Annotated in this window: 32 protein-coding genes; all 32 read left to right on the top strand. The window is 44.6% G+C overall.

Annotation, left to right across the window (positions count from 1 at the left end; all coding sequences use genetic code 11):
• Positions 1 to 234: 234 nt before the first annotated feature.
• The 32 genes from VC82_RS03820 (at position 235) to VC82_RS03670 (ending at position 17,832) form a co-directional block, all read left to right on the top strand.
• Entirely contained in the window at positions 235 to 999 is a 765-nt protein-coding gene (locus VC82_RS03820; protein ID WP_045801202.1) for a hypothetical protein, read from the top strand.
• A 254-nt stretch (positions 1,000 to 1,253) separates the two neighbouring features.
• Entirely contained in the window at positions 1,254 to 1,628 is a 375-nt protein-coding gene (rpsL, locus tag VC82_RS03815; RefSeq protein ID WP_045801201.1) for a 30S ribosomal protein S12, read from the top strand.
• Positions 1,629 to 1,646: 18 nt separating this feature from the next.
• Positions 1,647 to 2,123 (top strand): 30S ribosomal protein S7, encoded by a 477-nt coding sequence (gene rpsG / locus VC82_RS03810; protein ID WP_045801200.1) that lies wholly within the window; start codon positions 1,647 to 1,649, stop codon positions 2,121 to 2,123.
• A gap of 7 nt (positions 2,124 to 2,130) precedes the next feature.
• Positions 2,131 to 4,260: an elongation factor G gene (gene fusA / locus VC82_RS03805; RefSeq protein ID WP_045801199.1), complete on the top strand. Its 2,130-nt coding sequence runs from the start codon at positions 2,131 to 2,133 to the stop codon at positions 4,258 to 4,260.
• Between the two features lie 10 nt (positions 4,261 to 4,270).
• A complete protein-coding gene (gene rpsJ / locus VC82_RS03800; RefSeq protein WP_007094989.1) occupies positions 4,271 to 4,576 on the top strand; it encodes a 30S ribosomal protein S10 in 306 nt (101 codons plus the stop codon).
• A gap of 158 nt (positions 4,577 to 4,734) precedes the next feature.
• Complete coding sequence (gene rplC / locus VC82_RS03795) at positions 4,735 to 5,358, top strand: 50S ribosomal protein L3 (RefSeq protein ID WP_045801198.1); 624 nt, start codon at positions 4,735 to 4,737, stop codon at positions 5,356 to 5,358.
• Positions 5,358 to 5,987, top strand: coding sequence for a 50S ribosomal protein L4 (gene rplD / locus VC82_RS03790; RefSeq protein ID WP_045801197.1), 630 nt, complete (start codon positions 5,358 to 5,360; stop codon positions 5,985 to 5,987). The genes rplC and rplD overlap by 1 nt, the downstream gene beginning before the upstream one ends.
• A gap of 7 nt (positions 5,988 to 5,994) precedes the next feature.
• Positions 5,995 to 6,285 (top strand): 50S ribosomal protein L23, encoded by a 291-nt coding sequence (gene rplW, locus VC82_RS03785; RefSeq protein WP_045801196.1) that lies wholly within the window; start codon positions 5,995 to 5,997, stop codon positions 6,283 to 6,285.
• 9 nt (positions 6,286 to 6,294) lie between these two features.
• Entirely contained in the window at positions 6,295 to 7,119 is an 825-nt protein-coding gene (rplB, locus tag VC82_RS03780) for a 50S ribosomal protein L2 (RefSeq protein ID WP_045801195.1), read from the top strand.
• 10 nt (positions 7,120 to 7,129) lie between these two features.
• Entirely contained in the window at positions 7,130 to 7,408 is a 279-nt protein-coding gene (gene rpsS, locus VC82_RS03775; protein WP_045801194.1) for a 30S ribosomal protein S19, read from the top strand.
• 7 nt (positions 7,409 to 7,415) lie between these two features.
• Positions 7,416 to 7,823, top strand: a complete 408-nt coding sequence (rplV, locus tag VC82_RS03770) for a 50S ribosomal protein L22 (protein WP_045801193.1) — start codon at positions 7,416 to 7,418, stop codon at positions 7,821 to 7,823.
• Between the two features lie 8 nt (positions 7,824 to 7,831).
• The gene (gene rpsC / locus VC82_RS03765; protein ID WP_045801192.1) at positions 7,832 to 8,548 is read left to right on the top strand and encodes a 30S ribosomal protein S3; all 717 of its coding nucleotides are present in this window, start codon (positions 7,832 to 7,834) and stop codon (positions 8,546 to 8,548) included.
• A 19-nt stretch (positions 8,549 to 8,567) separates the two neighbouring features.
• Positions 8,568 to 8,987 (top strand): 50S ribosomal protein L16, encoded by a 420-nt coding sequence (gene rplP, locus VC82_RS03760; protein WP_045801191.1) that lies wholly within the window; start codon positions 8,568 to 8,570, stop codon positions 8,985 to 8,987.
• Between the two features lie 18 nt (positions 8,988 to 9,005).
• The gene (rpmC, locus tag VC82_RS03755; RefSeq protein WP_045801190.1) at positions 9,006 to 9,197 is read left to right on the top strand and encodes a 50S ribosomal protein L29; all 192 of its coding nucleotides are present in this window, start codon (positions 9,006 to 9,008) and stop codon (positions 9,195 to 9,197) included.
• Positions 9,198 to 9,210: 13 nt separating this feature from the next.
• Positions 9,211 to 9,477, top strand: coding sequence for a 30S ribosomal protein S17 (gene rpsQ, locus VC82_RS03750; RefSeq protein ID WP_045801189.1), 267 nt, complete (start codon positions 9,211 to 9,213; stop codon positions 9,475 to 9,477).
• Positions 9,478 to 9,479: 2 nt separating this feature from the next.
• A complete protein-coding gene (gene rplN, locus VC82_RS03745) occupies positions 9,480 to 9,848 on the top strand; it encodes a 50S ribosomal protein L14 (protein ID WP_045801188.1) in 369 nt (122 codons plus the stop codon).
• A gap of 8 nt (positions 9,849 to 9,856) precedes the next feature.
• Positions 9,857 to 10,171, top strand: coding sequence for a 50S ribosomal protein L24 (rplX, locus tag VC82_RS03740; protein ID WP_218917642.1), 315 nt, complete (start codon positions 9,857 to 9,859; stop codon positions 10,169 to 10,171).
• 2 nt (positions 10,172 to 10,173) lie between these two features.
• Complete coding sequence (rplE, locus tag VC82_RS03735) at positions 10,174 to 10,725, top strand: 50S ribosomal protein L5 (RefSeq protein ID WP_045801186.1); 552 nt, start codon at positions 10,174 to 10,176, stop codon at positions 10,723 to 10,725.
• Position 10,726: 1 nt separating this feature from the next.
• Positions 10,727 to 10,996, top strand: coding sequence for a 30S ribosomal protein S14 (gene rpsN / locus VC82_RS03730; protein ID WP_045801185.1), 270 nt, complete (start codon positions 10,727 to 10,729; stop codon positions 10,994 to 10,996).
• A gap of 19 nt (positions 10,997 to 11,015) precedes the next feature.
• The gene (gene rpsH / locus VC82_RS03725; RefSeq protein WP_045801184.1) at positions 11,016 to 11,414 is read left to right on the top strand and encodes a 30S ribosomal protein S8; all 399 of its coding nucleotides are present in this window, start codon (positions 11,016 to 11,018) and stop codon (positions 11,412 to 11,414) included.
• 22 nt (positions 11,415 to 11,436) lie between these two features.
• Entirely contained in the window at positions 11,437 to 11,979 is a 543-nt protein-coding gene (rplF, locus tag VC82_RS03720) for a 50S ribosomal protein L6 (protein WP_045801183.1), read from the top strand.
• Between the two features lie 12 nt (positions 11,980 to 11,991).
• Positions 11,992 to 12,345 (top strand): 50S ribosomal protein L18, encoded by a 354-nt coding sequence (gene rplR, locus VC82_RS03715; RefSeq protein WP_045801182.1) that lies wholly within the window; start codon positions 11,992 to 11,994, stop codon positions 12,343 to 12,345.
• Positions 12,346 to 12,351: 6 nt separating this feature from the next.
• Entirely contained in the window at positions 12,352 to 12,876 is a 525-nt protein-coding gene (rpsE, locus tag VC82_RS03710; protein ID WP_045801181.1) for a 30S ribosomal protein S5, read from the top strand.
• An 11-nt stretch (positions 12,877 to 12,887) separates the two neighbouring features.
• Positions 12,888 to 13,067 (top strand): 50S ribosomal protein L30, encoded by a 180-nt coding sequence (rpmD, locus tag VC82_RS03705; protein ID WP_045801180.1) that lies wholly within the window; start codon positions 12,888 to 12,890, stop codon positions 13,065 to 13,067.
• Positions 13,068 to 13,080: 13 nt separating this feature from the next.
• Positions 13,081 to 13,533 (top strand): 50S ribosomal protein L15, encoded by a 453-nt coding sequence (rplO, locus tag VC82_RS03700; RefSeq protein WP_045801179.1) that lies wholly within the window; start codon positions 13,081 to 13,083, stop codon positions 13,531 to 13,533.
• A gap of 10 nt (positions 13,534 to 13,543) precedes the next feature.
• Complete coding sequence (gene secY / locus VC82_RS03695) at positions 13,544 to 14,887, top strand: preprotein translocase subunit SecY (protein WP_045801178.1); 1,344 nt, start codon at positions 13,544 to 13,546, stop codon at positions 14,885 to 14,887.
• Positions 14,888 to 14,987: 100 nt separating this feature from the next.
• Positions 14,988 to 15,203: a translation initiation factor IF-1 gene (gene infA, locus VC82_RS03690; RefSeq protein WP_045801177.1), complete on the top strand. Its 216-nt coding sequence runs from the start codon at positions 14,988 to 14,990 to the stop codon at positions 15,201 to 15,203.
• A gap of 3 nt (positions 15,204 to 15,206) precedes the next feature.
• Complete coding sequence (gene ykgO / locus VC82_RS15385; protein WP_073370549.1) at positions 15,207 to 15,323, top strand: type B 50S ribosomal protein L36; 117 nt, start codon at positions 15,207 to 15,209, stop codon at positions 15,321 to 15,323.
• A gap of 2 nt (positions 15,324 to 15,325) precedes the next feature.
• Entirely contained in the window at positions 15,326 to 15,700 is a 375-nt protein-coding gene (rpsM, locus tag VC82_RS03685; RefSeq protein ID WP_045801176.1) for a 30S ribosomal protein S13, read from the top strand.
• Positions 15,701 to 15,713: 13 nt separating this feature from the next.
• A complete protein-coding gene (rpsK, locus tag VC82_RS03680; protein ID WP_045801175.1) occupies positions 15,714 to 16,106 on the top strand; it encodes a 30S ribosomal protein S11 in 393 nt (130 codons plus the stop codon).
• 109 nt (positions 16,107 to 16,215) lie between these two features.
• Positions 16,216 to 16,821 carry a 30S ribosomal protein S4 gene (gene rpsD, locus VC82_RS03675; protein WP_045801174.1) on the top strand — a complete coding sequence of 202 codons (606 nt, stop codon included), beginning with the start codon at positions 16,216 to 16,218 and terminating at the stop codon, positions 16,819 to 16,821.
• Positions 16,822 to 16,839: 18 nt separating this feature from the next.
• A complete protein-coding gene (locus tag VC82_RS03670; RefSeq protein ID WP_045801173.1) occupies positions 16,840 to 17,832 on the top strand; it encodes a DNA-directed RNA polymerase subunit alpha in 993 nt (330 codons plus the stop codon).
• Positions 17,833 to 17,839: the final 7 nt, after the last annotated feature.

Below are 17,839 nucleotides of genomic sequence, written 5' to 3'. Positions count from 1 at the left end.
AATCCAAACTAATTTTAATAAAATTTCACATTTGACGGTTGTTCTCGAAAGAGGGAAAAATTGTGAATTGCGCAATGTTTTTGCCAAAAAGAAGGTCATTTTTTTTTGCTTTTTCTTAAAAAGAGAAAAAATCCCGATTCAGAAGTACGTTTTGTTCAAAATATTGTTATTTACTTGTTTTGGGTTATTGTTACAATGCCTGTTTAAGTAGTACATAATATAAGGTATAAGGTCTTGGTTAAAAACAAGTTGTTCTTTCTGGTTTTTCTTTTGGTCATTTATTGCTATCCGCAAGGTGAGGGGGGTGTTTTTACCCGGTCAAGGTTGGCGGCGCTGAAAACCGGTGAAGGTTCTTTGGGCAACAATCCCCATGCCATAGAATGGTTTAATGAGTTGCGGCGTAAAACCTCGACTCTTGGCCAAGAACGCTCGATAAGCCTAGATGATATTGAAGGCTCGGTTTATTTGGATGTTGAATTTAACAATGGAACGGTGTATTACCTGAACGAGGAGTATCAAAACTTTCCGATGCGATATGATGCCTATAATGATGAGATTGAGATCAAACGGAGTGCCTCGCGCCAACTGCAGGCATTTTACAAAAGCCCAGCAATCTCTTGTGAGATAAAAGGGCAGAGGGTCGTGTACCTTGAATATCAGAATAAGGATGGATCCCTATCAGAAGGATACTTGTTCAGATATTTTGAGGGGCCGTTCTATTCATTTTATGTTAAGCATGCAAAAATCTTCAAAGAGGCGAAGCAGGCGAAAACATTTCTACAAGGTTCTTTTCCGCACCGATTTGTTGACGACGAGCAGTTCTACATCAAATTGGCTGATGGCGTGCCAACTTTTACCAAGCCCCAAAAAAACCAGCTACTTGAAATCTTTGGCAAAAATAATGAGCGGGCGGTTAAACGGTTTATCAAAGAAAACCGATTAAGTCTCTCCAATATTGATGACATGGTAAAGTTGGTCGCTTATGCAAATGCACTTTGATGTTGCCACATTTAAACACATTGTGGCCTAAAAGCCAAGATTTGATCGCTGCAAGCAGTGTTTTTCGATCTGGCATGTCCATTGTTTTCTTGGTTGTTTCGGCGGATTCATTGAAAGCATAAAAAATGGCTTTTCAGCCCAGGCCTTGCCTGCCTCTACCAAAATAATTTTTCAAGTATTTGAATTATTGTGAAATATCACTACATTTGCACCCCTCAAAAAGAGGGTTTTTTGATTTTTAACAAGAGAATTTAATGCCAACAATTTCACAATTAGTAAGAAAAGGAAGGGCCACAATTACCAAGAAGAGTAAATCGGCTGCTTTGGATTCTTGCCCACAGCGAAGAGGTGTGTGCACCCGTGTGTACACCACCACGCCAAAAAAACCAAACTCGGCCATGCGAAAAGTGGCTAGGGTTAGGTTGACCAATGGCAAAGAGGTGAACGCCTACATTCCCGGTGAGGGGCACAATCTGCAAGAGCACTCGATAGTATTGGTAAGGGGCGGAAGGGTGAAAGATTTGCCAGGTGTTCGGTATCATATCGTGCGTGGCGCCCTTGACACAGCAGGTGTTGCGGGTAGAACACAGCGTAGGTCGAAGTACGGAGCAAAACAGCCCAAAAAGTAATTGATTTATTAGCAAGAAATGAGAAAAAGACAGGCAAAGAAAAGGCCGTTGTTGCCAGATCCCAGGTTCAACGACCAGCTAGTGACCCGATTCGTCAACATGATGATGTGGGACGGTAAAAAATCATTGGCCTTCAAAATCTTTTACGATGCCATCGATATCGTGGAAGAAAAAAAGACCGATGATGAAAAATCAGGATTGGAGATTTGGAAGGATGCCCTTTCAAATGTAATGCCCCATGTTGAGGTGAGAAGCCGTCGTGTAGGGGGCGCCACATTCCAGATTCCCATGCAAATTCGACCAGATCGTAAAATCTCGACTGCAATGAAGTGGTTGATAACTTTTGCCCGCAAGCGAAACGAGAAATCAATGGCCCAAAAGTTGGCATCAGAGATTTTGGCTGCGGCAAAAGAAGAGGGCGCAGCCGTTAAGAAAAGGGTTGATACCCATAAAATGGCAGAAGCCAACAAAGCATTCTCTCACTTTAGATTCTAGAACAAAAATGGCAAGAGATTTAAGTTATACAAGAAATATAGGCATTGCGGCCCACATTGATGCTGGTAAGACCACCACTACAGAACGTATACTTTTCTATACAGGGGTCAGCCACAAAATTGGTGAGGTGCACGATGGTGCTGCTACAATGGACTGGATGGAGCAAGAGCAAGAGCGCGGTATTACCATTACCTCTGCGGCAACCACCTGTACCTGGAACTTTCCTACCCAGAACGGGCAGCTCACAAACGATTCAAAACCATACCACTTCAATATAATCGACACCCCCGGCCACGTTGACTTTACCGTAGAGGTAAACCGTTCACTAAGGGTGTTGGACGGATTGGTGTTTCTTTTCAGCGCCGTTGATGGCGTAGAGCCCCAATCAGAGACCAACTGGCGCTTGGCTGATAACTACAAGGTGCCAAGAATGGGCTTTGTAAACAAAATGGATCGCCAAGGTTCCAACTTTTTGGCCGTTTGCCAGCAGGTAAAAGATATGTTGAAGTCAAATGCAGTTCCAATCGTCTTGCCAATTGGTGATGAGGCTGATTTTAAAGGGATTGTTGATTTGGTGAAGAACAGGGCCATCGTATGGCACGAAGAGAACTATGGTTCTACCTTCGACGTAATCGATATTCCTGCCGATATGCAAGATGAGGTAAAGAAATATCGTGCGAACCTTATCGAGGCTGTTGCCGAATATGATGAAAACCTGATGGAGAAGTTCTTCGAAGATGAAGACTCCATCACAGAAGATGAAATCCACGCTGCGCTTCGTGCCGCTGTAATGGATATGAGCATCATACCCATGATCTGTGGTTCTGCCTTCAAGAACAAGGGCGTGCAGTTTTTGTTGGATGCCGTGTGCAGGTACTTGCCATCGCCATTGGACAAAGATGCGATTGTTGGAACGCACCCTTCTACCGGAGAGGAAATCGCAAGAAAACCTGATCCAAAAGAACCATTTGCAGCCTTGGCCTTTAAGATTGCCACTGACCCATTCGTTGGTAGATTGGCATTTTTCCGGGCATATTCAGGTAAGCTTGACGCCGGTTCGTATGTATTGAACAACCGAACAGGCAACAAAGAGCGTATCTCTAGAATTTATCAGATGCATTCGAACAAGCAGAATGCCATTGACTCTATTTCTGCTGGAGACATCGGTGCTGCGGTTGGTTTTAAAGACATCAAAACAGGGGATACCCTTTCTGATGAAAAGCATCCGATTGTTTTGGAAAGTATGATTTTCCCTGATCCGGTAATCGGTATCGCTGTTGAGCCCAAGACCAAGGCGGATGTCGATAAATTGGGTATGGCCCTTTCAAAATTGGCCGAAGAGGATCCAACCTTCCAAGTGAAGACTGATGAAGCATCGGGCCAGACCATTATTTCCGGTATGGGCGAGCTTCACCTCGATATTATCGTTGACCGTTTGAAGCGTGAGTTTAAGGTTGAGGTCAACCAAGGTCAGCCACAGGTTGAGTACAAAGAGGCCATAACCACTGCGGCAGACCACAGAGAGGTCTACAAAAAGCAAACGGGTGGTCGCGGTAAATTTGCCGATATTGTATTTACCATGGAGCCTGCCGAAGAAGGTAAGCAAGGTCTTGAGTTCGTCAACGAGATCAAGGGTGGTAACATTCCGAAAGAATACATTCCATCTGTTGAGAAAGGATTTAAGGAGGCCATGAAGAATGGTCCATTGGCCGGTTTTGAGATGGATAGCATGAAGGTTACCTTGAAAGATGGGTCTTTCCACCCCGTGGATTCAGACTCGCTATCTTTTGAGTTGGCTGCAAAGTTAGGTTACAAAGAGGCCGCCAAAAAAGCGCGGGCCGTACTTATGGAGCCCATTATGAAGTTGGAAGTGCTTACCCCTGAAGAGAACATGGGTGACATTGTGGGCGATTTGAACCGTAGAAGGGGCCAGGTCAACAATATGGACGATCGTGCCGGTTCTAAGGTTATTAAGGCAGAAGTTCCTTTGGCCGAAATGTTTGGCTATGTAACCTCGTTGAGGACCCTTTCTTCGGGTCGTGCGACCTCTACCATGGAGTTTTCGCATTATGCCGAAACGCCTCCGAACATTGCAGAAGAAGTGATTAAGGCCGCTAAAGGAGTGACAACCGTTTAAATTTCAGAAGATGAGCCAAAAGATTAGAATAAAACTGAAGTCGTACGACCACAACTTGGTAGACAAGTCTGCTGAAAAAATCGTGAAGACGGTAAAAACAACGGGTGCTGTGGTAACGGGTCCGATTCCATTGCCGACGCACAAGAAAATTTTCACAGTTTTGCGTTCACCCCACGTGAACAAAAAATCAAGAGAGCAATTTCAACTAAGTTCCTACAAGCGATTGTTGGATATATATAGCTCGTCTTCAAAAACCATCGATGCTTTGATGAAATTAGAGCTTCCAAGTGGTGTAGAAGTCGAGATAAAAGTGTAAATTTGCACGCCTTTTAGAAAAAAGGCAAGACATGTCCGGAGCTGCGAGCGAAGGAAAAACGGGAGAAAGAAAAAAATCTGGGGTCAGAGGCTTTTCTTGACCCTATTTTTTTGCCAGGTTACTGGTCAACAAGAAAAGAACAATTAATACTAATAAATATGTCTGGGTTAATAGGAAGAAAAATCGGCATGACCAGCATTTTTGACGAGAACGGAAAGAACATTCCGTGTACCGTCATAGAAGCTGGCCCATGCGTGGTTACCCAAGTCAGAACCGAAGAGGTAGACGGGTACAGTGCCCTTCAGCTCGGTTTCGATGACAAGGCAGAAAAACGTGCTAACAAGGCCGAGATGGGCCATTTTAAAAAGGCAGGTGCTTCGCCCAAAAAGAAAGTCGTTGAATTCCGAGGTTTTGAAGGTGAATATAAGTTGGGCGATACTGTGAGTGTCGACATTTTTGATGAAGACGAATTTGTCGACGTGGTCGGCACTTCAAAAGGAAAGGGCTTTCAAGGGGTTGTCAAAAGGCACGGTTTTGCCGGTGTCGGGCAGGCTACCCACGGTCAGCACAACCGTTTGCGTGCGCCCGGTTCCATCGGTGCAGGTTCTGATCCATCAAGAGTTTTCAAAGGGATGAGAATGGCAGGCCGAATGGGCAACGAAAGAGTTACCGTACAGAACCTTAGGGTACTTAAAGTGGTTCCTGAAAAAAATCTTTTGGTTGTAAAAGGTTGTGTGCCGGGCCATAAAAATTCATATGTAACTATTCAAAGGTGGCAATAATGAAGGTAGCAGTATTAGACATCAAGGGAAAAGAAACCGGTAGAAAGGTAGACCTTTCTGACGACGTTTTCGCCATAGAGCCCAACGAGCATGCCATTTATTTGGATGTGAAGCAATATTTGGCCCACCAAAGGCAGGGTACGCACAAATCGAAAGAGCGTGCCGAAATTGCCGGAAGTACTAGAAAGATCAAGAAACAAAAAGGTACCGGTACCGCTAGGGCCGGTAGCATAAAGTCTCCCATTTTTAAGGGCGGTGGGCGTATCTTCGGTCCAAGGCCGCGCAGTTACGGTCAAAAGCTGAATAAGAATGTGAAGCGATTGGCAAGAAAATCTGCCTTGAGCCTCAAGTCTAGGCAAAAAGAGCTTTTGGTGGTCGAAGACTTTAATCTTGAAACCCCAAAAACCAAAGATTTTGTTCAGATTTTAAAGTCCTTGGGGCTAGAAAACAAAAAGTCTTTGATCGTATTGGGCGGTACGAATAATAACGTATATTTGTCGTCGCGTAATTTCGAGCGTTCTGAGGTTGTAACAAGCTCAGAATTAAATACTTACAAGATTTTGAATGCAAACAGTCTTGTATTGGTTGAAAGCGCGGTAGAAGGAATTCAGTCGAACCTAAGTAAATAGAGACAAGATGAGTGTGTTAATAAGACCCATCATAACCGAAAAAATGACTGCTGACAGCGAACTTTTTAATCGCTATGGTTTCTATGTTGACCCGCAGGCCAACAAGTTGCAGATAAAAGAAGCGGTCGAGGCTACCTATGGTGTTTCTGTTGAAAAGGTGCGAACCATGAATTACGGGCCCAAAAGAAGAACACGGTACACAAAAACGGGTATCCAACATGGCAAGACAAATGCCATGAAAAAAGCCATTGTTGATGTGGCAGAAGGTGATATCATAGATTTTTATAGTAACATATAAGTAAGGGTAATGTCAGTTAGAAAATTAAAACCCATAACCCCTGGTCAGCGTTTTAGAGTAGTAAACGGATTTGACGCGATTACTGCTGATAAGCCGGAGAAGAGCTTGCTCGCTCCGTTAAAAAAGACAGGGGGTCGAAACAGTCAAGGTAAGATGACCATGCGCCATAGAGGTGGCGGTCACAAAAGAAGGTATCGTATCATCGATTTCAAGCGTGACAAGCAAGGCATTGAGGCCGAGGTAAAATCGATACAGTACGATCCCAATAGAACTGCGTTCATTGCATTGGTCGAGTATAAAGACGGCGAAAAGCGGTACATCGTTGCCCAAAACGGTCTTCAAGTAGGCCAAAAGGTAATGGCCGGCGAAAAGGCCACGCCAGAAATTGGCAATGCCATGCCGTTGAGCCAGGTTCCACTGGGCACCATCATATCTTGTATAGAGCTACGCCCGGGTCAAGGTGCGGTCATGGCCAGAAGTGCTGGTACCTTTGCACAACTTATGGCGAAAGACGGCAAGTTTGTGACCGTTAAACTACCGTCGGGCGAGACCCGAATGATACTGGCCACTTGTATGGCTACCGTTGGTGCCGTATCAAACTCAGACCACCAATTGTTGGTTTCTGGTAAGGCAGGTCGCAGCAGATGGTTGGGCAGGCGCCCAAGAACAAGGCCAGTGGCCATGAACCCCGTCGATCACCCAATGGGTGGTGGTGAAGGACGCGCCTCTGGTGGTCACCCAAGATCAAGAAACGGAATTCCGGCCAAAGGCTTCAGAACCCGTTCGAAGACCAAAGACAGCAATAGATATATCGTAGAACGTAGAAAGAAATAAAACATAGTAAATGGCACGTTCATTAAAAAAGGGACCATACGTTCACCACAGTTTAGAGAAGAAAGTCCAACAGAACATTGAGTCGGGCAAAAAGACCGTCATCAAAACCTGGTCAAGGGCTTCAATGATAACCCCCGATTTCGTGGGCCAGACAATTGCGGTGCACAATGGCCGTCAGTTTGTTCCTGTCTATGTGACCGAGAACATGGTGGGCCATAAATTGGGCGAATTTTCGCCAACACGCTCTTTTAGGGGGCATGCTGGTGCTAAAAACAAAGGAAAAAAGTAAGTAAGCTATGGGAGTTCGAAAAAGAGAAATGGCTGAAAGATTGAAGGCAGAAAAGAAAAATTTGGCTTTTGCCAAGTTGAACAACTGTCCAACGTCTCCCCGAAAAATGCGTTTGGTGGCTGATTTGATCAGGGGCAAAAAAATTGAGATGGCATTGGCCATTCTTCGATTCAACCAGAAAGAGGCATCAAGAAGGCTTGAAAAGCTTTTGATGTCTGCTATCGCCAATTGGGAAGCCAAGAACGAAGATGCCAACATCGAAGACGCCGACCTATTCATCAAAGAGATTCGGGTCGACGGTGGTACAATGCTGAAAAGATTGAGACCTGCGCCACAAGGCCGGGCCCACAGAATAAGAAAACGCTCAAACCACGTGACGTTGGTCTTGGGTTCTAACAATAATGTAGAAAGCTAGATTATAATATGGGACAAAAAACCAATCCGATAGGAAATCGTTTAGGAATTATCAGGGGATGGGAATCCAACTGGTATGGAGGCAACGATTATGGAGACAAATTGGCCGAGGATGACAAAATAAGAAAGTACATCAACGCTCGATTGGCCAAGGCTAGTGTTTCTCGTGTAATTATTGAGAGAACCCTTAAACTGATCACCATTACCATTACCACGGCAAGGCCCGGTATCATTATCGGTAAGGGCGGTCAAGAAGTGGACAAGTTGAAGGAGGAGTTGAAGAAGATCACCAATAAAGAGGTGCAGATCAACATCCACGAAATAAAGCGGCCTGAGTTGGATGCCAATTTGGTGGCAGCCAGTATCGCCCGTCAGATTGAGAGCCGAATCTCGTACAGAAGGGCCATTAAAATGGCCATCGCGGCAGCCATGAGAATGAATGCCGAAGGTATCAAAATCCAGATTTCGGGTCGTTTGAACGGTGCTGAGATGGCACGTTCAGAGTCGTACAAAGATGGTAGAATACCCTTGTCGACTTTTAGGGCCGATATTGACTATGCTTTGGCCGAGGCCCACACCACCTACGGTAGGTTGGGCATCAAGGTATGGATAATGAAAGGTGAAGTCTATGGCAAAAGAGAACTGTCACCTTTGGTAGGGCTATCAAAAGGACAAGGTAAGGGAGGTAAGCAAGATGGAGCCAAAAGGCAACGTCGTAGAAAGTAATAGATAAAGATTAGGTAAGATGTTACAGCCGAAAAGAACAAAATTTCGTAAGGCCCAGAAGGGTAGAATGAAAGGCATTTCGCAACGAGGTCACCAACTCTCGAACGGAATGTTCGGTATCAAATCGCTTGATTCCCATTTCATTACGTCTCGTCAGATCGAGGCGGCTCGTATCGCTGCTACCCGTTATATGAAGAGGCAAGGGCAATTGTGGATCAAGATTTTTCCAGACAAACCCATAACCAAGAAGCCCTTGGAGGTTCGTATGGGTAAGGGTAAGGGTGCCCCGGAATACTGGGTGGCCGTTGTAAAGCCTGGAAGAATCATGTTCGAAGTGGCTGGTGTACCAATGGATGTTGCCAAAGAAGCACTTCGTTTGGCCGCCCAAAAGCTTCCTGTGAAAACAAAATTTATAGTAGCCAGAGATTACGCTGGGTAGTCTAAACTGATAACAATTATGAAACAAGCTGAAATAAAAGAATTATCGGTGGAAGAACTTCAGCAGAAATTGGCTGAGTTGAAAAAAGAATATGCCGATTTGAAAATGGCACACACTGTGACACCATTGGAAAATCCGTTGCAGATCAGAAAAACAAGAAGAACGGTGGCGAGGTTGGCGACTGAATTAACAAAAAGGGAATTACAATAACGGTTTCTGCCTTATGGAAGAGAATAAGAATAGAAATTTAAGAAAAGAAAGAATAGGCGTGGTCACCAGCAACAAAATGGAAAAGTCCATTGTTGTATCAGAGGTGAAAAGGGTAAAGCACCCTATGTACGGAAAGTTCGTCCTCAAGACGAAGAAGTACGTTGCCCACGATGAGAAGAACGATTGCAACGAAGGCGATACCGTTAGAATCATGGAGACCCGCCCCTTGAGCAAGACCAAATGCTGGAGGTTGGTAGAAATTCTTGAAAGAGCTAAATAATTATGTTACAGCAAGAGTCTAGATTAAAGGTTGCGGACAATACCGGTGCTAAAGAAGTACTGACCATCCGCGTGCTTGGAGGAACAAAAAGAAGATACGCTTCTTTGGGCGACAAGATTGTTGTTACCGTAAAAGAGGCCGCTCCGAACGGTACGATCAAAAAAGGTGCTGTGTCTACAGCAGTCGTGGTTAGAACCAAGAAAGAGGTCAGAAGGCCCGACGGTTCTTACATACGGTTTGACGACAATGCCTGTGTACTGCTGAACCCAACGGGTGAGATGAGGGGTACCAGGGTATTTGGTCCTGTGGCTAGAGAGTTGCGAGACAAACAGTTTATGAAAATAGTTTCACTGGCCCCTGAGGTGCTATAATTTGTAAGATCATGAAACTGAAGATAAAAACAGGAGATACGGTAAAAGTCATTGCTGGTGACCACAAGGGCACCGAAGGAAAAGTGATGAGGGTTGACCGTGAAAAGAACAAAGCCATCATTGAGGGGGTCAACATGGTCTCAAAACATGAGAAGCCCAGTGCCCAAAATCCGCAAGGTGGCATTACAAAAAAAGAGGCACCCATACATATTTCCAACCTTGCCCTTATCGACCCAAAATCGGGTGAGGCCACTAGGGTTGGCTTTGAGGAAAGGGATGGCAAAAAAGTTAGGGTTTCAAAAAAATCTGGAGAATTAATATAGTTATGGGCTACATTCCAAGATTAAAGAAAGAGTACAATGAGCGTGTGGTCAAAGCGCTTTCAGAGGAGTTTGGTTACAAGAACGTAATGCAGGTTCCAAGGCTTAAGAAGATTGTTATAAGCCGTGGTGTCGGTGCCGCCGTTGCTGATAAAAAGCTCATTGACCACGCTGTGGATGAGCTGACCATGATCACCGGTCAAAAGGCCATTGCCACTATGTCAAAGAAAGACGTTGCGTCTTTCAAACTCAGAAAAGGTATGCCGATCGGTGCCAAAGTAACCTTGCGTGGTGAGCGGATGTACGAGTTTTTAGACCGATTGATCACAACGGCGCTTCCGCGGGTACGCGATTTTCAGGGTGTAAGGGCCACAGGTTTTGATGGTAGGGGCAATTACAACCTTGGAATTACCGAACAGATAATCTTTCCTGAAATAAACATTGACAGGATAAACAGGATTAACGGTATGGACATCACCTTTGTGACAAGTGCCGAGACAGACAAAGAAGCAAAATCATTGTTAACCGAACTGGGGTTACCCTTTAAAAAGAATTAATATGGCCAAAGAATCAATGAAAGCCCGCGAAAGAAAAAGGGCAAAAATGGTAGCCAAATATGCAGAAAAGCGTAAAGCTTTGAAAGAGGCCGGCGATTATGAGGCATTGCAGAAATTGCCAAAGAACGCTTCTCCGGTACGCATGAGAAACCGTTGTAAGCTTACCGGTAGGCCAAGGGGCTACATGAGAACTTTCGGTATTTCAAGGGTCATGTTTCGCGAAATGGCGAATAAAGGATTGATTCCTGGTGTTAAAAAAGCAAGTTGGTAATAAAAATTAAGAGTAAAAGATGGTAACAGATCCAATTTCAGATTATTTGACCCGAATAAGAAATGCCAGCATGGCTGGTCATAGGGTGGTCAATATTCCGGCATCCAACTTGAAAAAGGAAATGACCAAGATATTGTTCGACCAAGGCTATATCTTGAGCTATAAGTTTGAAGATGAAGGTCCCCAAGGCAACATTAAAATTGCCTTGAAGTACGATAAGGTCACCAAAGAGCCCGTAATTAAGAATTTAGAGAGGGTAAGTAAGCCCGGTCTAAGAAAATATTCAGCCTCAGACAAGCTGCCACGGGTATTGAACGGTTTGGGCATAGCCATTGTATCTACCTCGCATGGGGTAATGACCGGCAAGCAGGCCCAAAAAGCGAATGTGGGCGGTGAGGTACTGTGTTACGTATATTAATTAAGAGTTAAGCAAAAGAAAAATGTCTAGAATAGGTAATAATCCGATTGCGATTCCAGAAGGTGTTACCGTTGAGATCAACGACAACGTAATCACTGTAAAAGGTAAATTGGGTGAGCTGAAACAAGAGTTTTCGGGTGTCGAGGTAAAGAGCGAAGAGGGCACCATTGTGGTTACAAGGCCTTCTGACTCAAAAGAGCACAAAGCGAAACACGGCCTGTACAGATCATTGATCGTAAACATGGTCGAAGGAGTCTCAAAGGGATGGACCAAAGAATTGGAGCTTGTGGGTGTTGGTTACCGAGCCAGCCACCAAGGCCAAAAACTGGACCTTGCCTTGGGCTTCTCGCACAATATCGTAATGGATATTGCCCCTGAGGTGAAAATAGAGACCACTTCAGAAAAAGGTAAGAACCCTATCGTAAAATTGACATCGCACGACAAACAGTTGGTCGGACAGGTGGCGGCGAAAATCCGCTCTTTCCGTAAGCCCGAGCCCTACAAAGGAAAAGGAATCAAGTTTGTCGGCGAGCAAATCAGAAGAAAAGCAGGTAAATCAGCTTAATAATATAAGATTATGGCATTATCTAAGAGCGAAAGAAAGTTGCGTATCCGCAGAAGGATCAGAAAGGTCTCCTTTGGTACCGAGACCAGGCCACGCCTGTCTGTTTTCCGAAGCAACAAAGAAATCTACGCCCAGTTGATAGATGATAATAAAGGGGTTACATTGGTAGCTGCCTCATCAAGGGACAAAGACATAAAGGCAAAGGGAACCAAGACGGAAATCGCCCATGCAGTTGGAAAAGCAATTGCCGAGAAAGCCAAAAAGGCTGGTATTGAGACCGCAGCCTTTGACCGCGGCGGAAACCTTTATCACGGTAGGGTAAAATCATTGGCCGAAGGTGCCAGGGAAGCAGGACTTAAATTCTAAATCAATATGTACCAGAAATACAAGAACGTAGAAATAGTAAAACCAGGAGGTTTAGAATTGAAAGACCGCCTTGTTGGTGTGCAACGTGTCACGAAAGTGACCAAAGGTGGCCGTGCATTCGGTTTTTCAGCCATTGTTGTAGTGGGAGATGAAAATGGTGTTGTGGGCCACGGGCTTGGCAAATCGAAAGAAGTTGCCACGGCCATTGCCAAAGCTGTCGAAGATGCCAAAAAGAACTTGGTCAGAATTCCGATAAACAAAGGCACCATACCCCATGAGCAAAAAGGTAAGTATGGGGGTGCAAGGGTATATATCAAACCAGCATCAGAAGGTACCGGGGTTATAGCCGGTGGCGCCGTACGTGCCGTTTTGGAAGCGGTAGGGGTACATGACGTGTTGTCAAAGTCCCAAGGCTCATCAAACCCCCACAACGTTGTGAAAGCCACATTTGATGCTCTATTGCAATTGAGAGATGCCGGTACGGTGGCCAAGCAAAGGGGAATCAGTTTAGAGAAAGTATTCAAAGGATAATATAGAAGGAAATGGCTAAGATCAAGGTAAAACAGGTAAAGAGTGCCATTAAAAGGCCAAAAGACCAAAAAAGAACGTTGGAGGCGTTGGGGCTGAGAAGGATTGGCCAGGTGGTCGAGCATGAAGACACGCCCAATATCCTTGGAATGGTAAATAAAGTAAAACACTTGGTTTCCACTGAGGAAGCCTAAACGATCGGTAAAAATGGATTTGAGCAATCTTAAACCAGCTGAAGGTTCACGAAATAGAAAAGGCAAGCGCATAGGCCGGGGCGAAGGTTCTGGTAAAGGCGGTACCGCCACACGTGGCCACAAAGGTGCAAAATCAAGATCAGGTTATTCTAAGAAGATTGGCTTTGAAGGTGGCCAGATGCCCCTACAGCGCCGGGTACCCAAATTCGGTTTCAACAACATCAACCGAAAAGAATATCAAGGCATCAACCTTGATAGGCTACAGTACTTGGTTGATGAAAGAGGAATCAAGGACGAAGTGACCTTTGATACCTTGATCGAAAACGGATTGGCCAAGAAGAAGGATTTGGTAAAGATTTTGGGAGGTGGCGAACTAAAGGCCAAACTTAAGGTTTCGGCCCATAAGTTCAGCGCTTCGGCAAAAGGGGCCATAGAAAAAGCAGGAGGAGAAGCCATCACGCTTTAAGAAAGAGTACATGAAGAAATTTATTGAGACCATATCGAATATCTGGAAAATTGATGAACTAAGGCAACGAATTCTCGTTACTTTGGGCCTATTGTTGGTGTACCGTTTCGGTGCACAAGTAGTGCTTCCAGGTATTGACACATCTCAATTGGCAGAACTGACCTCGAATACCGAACAGGGTATTTTGGGCATTTTGAACGCATTTACCGGAGGGGCCTTTGCCAACGCTTCGGTTTTTGCCTTGGGTATCATGCCCTATATTTCCGCATCGATTGTGGTACAGTTGATGAGTATTGCCATTCCCTATCTACAAAAGCTGGATAAGGAAGGCGAGAGTGGCCGAAAGACCAAAAACCAGATTACCCGATGGCTTACCATCGGTATCTGTATCGTTCAGGCACCTGCCTACCTATATGGTCTGGAAGCCTTGGGTGTACCCAATAGTGCGTTTGTGCTGGGCAAAGGGTTGGATTTTATCATTCCGGCGGTCATAATTCTGGTAACCGGTTGTGTGTTCGCCATGTGGCTGGGCGAGAAAATCACCGACAGAGGTATCGGCAACGGTATTTCGCTCTTGATCATGATCGGTATCATTGCCACCATGCCGCAATCGTTTGTACAAGAATTTATTTCTAGAACCACAAACAATACCGGTGGGCTTATGTTCATTCTAATCGAGTTGATCATATGGTTCTTGGTGATTTTGGCCAGTGTGTTGTTGGTGATGGCGGTGCGCCGAATTCCGGTGCAGTACGCGAGAAGAACCGCTTCTGGTGGATACGAAAAAAACATTATGGGCTCCCGTCAATATATTCCCTTGAAGCTGAATGCTTCTGGGGTAATGCCCATCATTTTTGCGCAAGCGATCATGTTTGCTCCTAGTTTGCTGGGCAAAACATTTAACAATACTGCCGTAGGACAATGGATGGAGGTCCAATTTGCCGATATCTTCGGGTTGGCCTATAACATCTTGTTCGCGGTATTGATCATCATATTTACCTATTTCTACACGGCCATAACCGTTCCAACGAACAAAATGGCCGATGATTTAAAAAGGAGCGGTGGGTTTATTCCAGGTATTCGTCCCGGAAAGGAAACTGGAGACTATCTTGACAAGATAATGTCGTTGATCACGTTTCCGGGATCCATATTTTTGGCGGCCTTGGCGGTGTTGCCCGCTGTGGTGGTGAAATTGATGGACGTGCAACCGGGCTGGGCCCTGTTCTATGGCGGCACCTCTTTGTTGATTATGGTGGGTGTGGCCATTGATACTGTACAGCAAGTAAATTCGTACCTGTTGAACAGGCATTACGATGGTTTGATGAAAACCGGTAAAAACAGAAAAGTAGCATAAGAAGAAGTTAGAAGTTAGAGGTCAGAAGTTAGAAATGGTAGTTTTTGAAATCAAAAATTGAATAACAACTAACTTATAACTTGAAACTAAAAACTGAACAATGGCAAAACAGCCGCCAATAGAACAAGACGGAACAATCATCGAAGCATTGTCAAATGCAATGTTTCGTGTAGAATTGGAGAACGGTCATATTGTAACGGCTCATATTTCGGGCAAAATGCGGATGCACTACATCAAGTTGCTTCCGGGTGACAAGGTAAAGTTAGAGATGAGCCCATATGATTTGACCAAAGCAAGAATTACGTATAGATACTAAGCTATGAAAGTTAGAGCATCAGTAAAGAAAAGAAGTGCAGAGTGCAAGATTGTTCGAAGAAAGGGCAGATTGTACGTGATCAACAAAAAGAATCCTAGATTTAAACAAAGACAAGGGTAATTATGGCAAGAATCGCAGGGGTTGACATACCCAAACAAAAGCGTGGCGTAATTTCGCTCACTTACATTTACGGTATTGGTAAAAGCAGGGCAAAAGAGATTTTGGAAAAGGCCCAAGTAAGCGAAGACACCAAAGTAGCTGATTGGAACGATGATGAGATCGGTCGAATACGTGAGGCCGTTTCAGCATATACTATCGAAGGAGAGCTGCGCTCTGAGACCCAATTGAACATCAAACGTTTGATGGATATTGGATGTTACAGGGGCATCCGCCACAGATCTGGTCTGCCATTAAGAGGTCAACGTACCAAGAACAACTCCAGAACAAGAAAAGGAAAGCGTAAAACGGTTGCCAACAAGAAAAAGGCGACTAAATAATAGCTAGGGCATTATGGCAAAAGCAAACACCAAGACAGCAAAGAAAAGAAAGGTAGTCGTTGACGCTACCGGTGAGGCACATATCACGGCTTCATTCAACAATATCATCATTTCTTTGACCAACAAAAAGGGCGATGTGATCGCTTGGTCATCGGCCGGTAAAATGGGTTTCAGGGGTTCTAAAAAGAATACTCCCTATGCTGCCCAGATTGCCGCTGAAGAATGTGCAAAAACCGCACATGAAGCAGGTCTAAGAAAGGTAAAGGTGTATGTGAAAGGTCCAGGCAATGGTAGGGAATCTGCCATTCGTACCATTCACAACTCAGGTATTGAGGTGACTGAGATCATCGATGTTACCCCACTACCACACAACGGGTGCAGACCTCCAAAAAGAAGAAGAGTTTAATTTATTTATTGATAACCTGTCCGCCGCAGGCGGATATCTAAGGAAGGTGCAGTGAAGATTATCGAAGGATAAGCCTTAATTCATAATCGCACTTTCAAAAACTAAGAAGATGGCAAGATACACAGGACCAAAAACAAAGATCGCACGTAAGTTCGGTGAAGCGATTTTCGGAGACGACAAGTCATTCGAAAAAAAGAACTACCCTCCCGGCCAGCACGGTAACAACCGTCGCCGAGGTAAAAAATCAGAGTATGCAATCCAGTTGATGGAAAAGCAAAAGGCCAAGTACACCTATGGCATACTCGAAAGACAGTTTAGAAATCTTTTTGCAGAGGCAAAGCGACGTGAAGGTGTTACCGGTGAGGTACTGTTGCAACTGTGCGAATCTCGATTGGACAACATAGTTTACAGAATGGGATTGTCGCCCTCGAGAAGGGGTGCAAGACAGCTTGTGTCGCACAGGCATATCACCGTTAACGGAGAGGTGGTCAACATTCCATCCTATTCAGTTAAGCCCGGTGACGTTGTAGGTGTTCGCGAAAAGTCTAAATCTGTTCAGTCAATCCAGAGCTCTTTGGAAGCCAATAGTTCTGTCTATGAATGGATTACCTGGAACTCTGAGAAAATGGAAGGAACGTTCGTATCTGTTCCTGAAAGAATCCAGATTCCTGAGAACATCAAAGAACAATTAATCGTCGAGTTATACTCTAAATAATACAACACGGATCCTATTATGGCATTACTTAATTTTCAGAAGCCCGATAAAGTTATAATGATAGACTCAACAGATTTCGAGGGGAAATTTGAATTTCGCCCCTTGGAGCCTGGTTATGGTCTTACCGTCGGCAATGCACTTCGACGGGTGTTGCTTTCCTCATTGGAAGGCTTTGCGATTACCTCGGTGCGAATCGACGGTGTTGAGCACGAGTTTTCAGTAATTCCCGGTGTTGTTGAAGACGTAACCGAAATTATCCTGAACCTTAAACAAGTGCGGTTCAAACGACAGATTGATGATGTAGAAAGTGAAACCGTAGCTGTTTCCGTAAGCGGTAAAGAGCAATTGACAGCTGGTGATTTTCAAAAGTTCATTTCAGGTTACCAAGTGTTGAATCCTGATTTGGTCATCTGCAATATGGATCCTAAGGTTGCTATAAACCTTGAGGTGGTCATAGAAAAAGGTCGTGGCTACGTACCTGCAGAAGAGAACAAAAAGTCAAACGCCCCATTGGGCACTATAGCGGTCGACTCGGTATTTACCCCAGTGAAGAATGTCAAGTACAGCATCGAGAACTTTAGGGTAGAGCAGAAGACCGATTACGAAAAATTGGTTTTCGAGATAGCAACCGATGGCTCGATCCACCCAAAAGACGCCTTGACAGAGGCTGCAAAAGTTTTGATACACCACTTTATGCTGTTCTCTGATGAGCGCATCACCCTTGAAGCTGATGAAATTGCACAGACAGAGACTTATGATGAGGAGTCATTGCACATGCGCCAGTTGCTGAAGACCAAATTGGTCGACATGGACCTTTCGGTTCGTGCCCTTAATTGCTTGAAGGCAGCAGAGGTCGATACTTTGGGCGATTTGGTATCTTTCAACAAAAACGATTTGATGAAGTTCAGAAACTTTGGTAAAAAATCGTTGACCGAGTTGGAAGAATTGGTCATCAACAAGGGGTTGCAATTTGGCATGGACCTTAGCAAGTATAAATTAGATAAAGATTAAGGGATTT

Source organism: Flagellimonas lutaonensis, assembly GCF_000963865.1.
GTDB classification, from domain to species: domain Bacteria; phylum Bacteroidota; class Bacteroidia; order Flavobacteriales; family Flavobacteriaceae; genus Flagellimonas_A; species Flagellimonas_A lutaonensis.
Note: the sequence above shows the minus strand (reverse complement) of the source record. Positions and strands in the feature narration are given on the sequence as shown.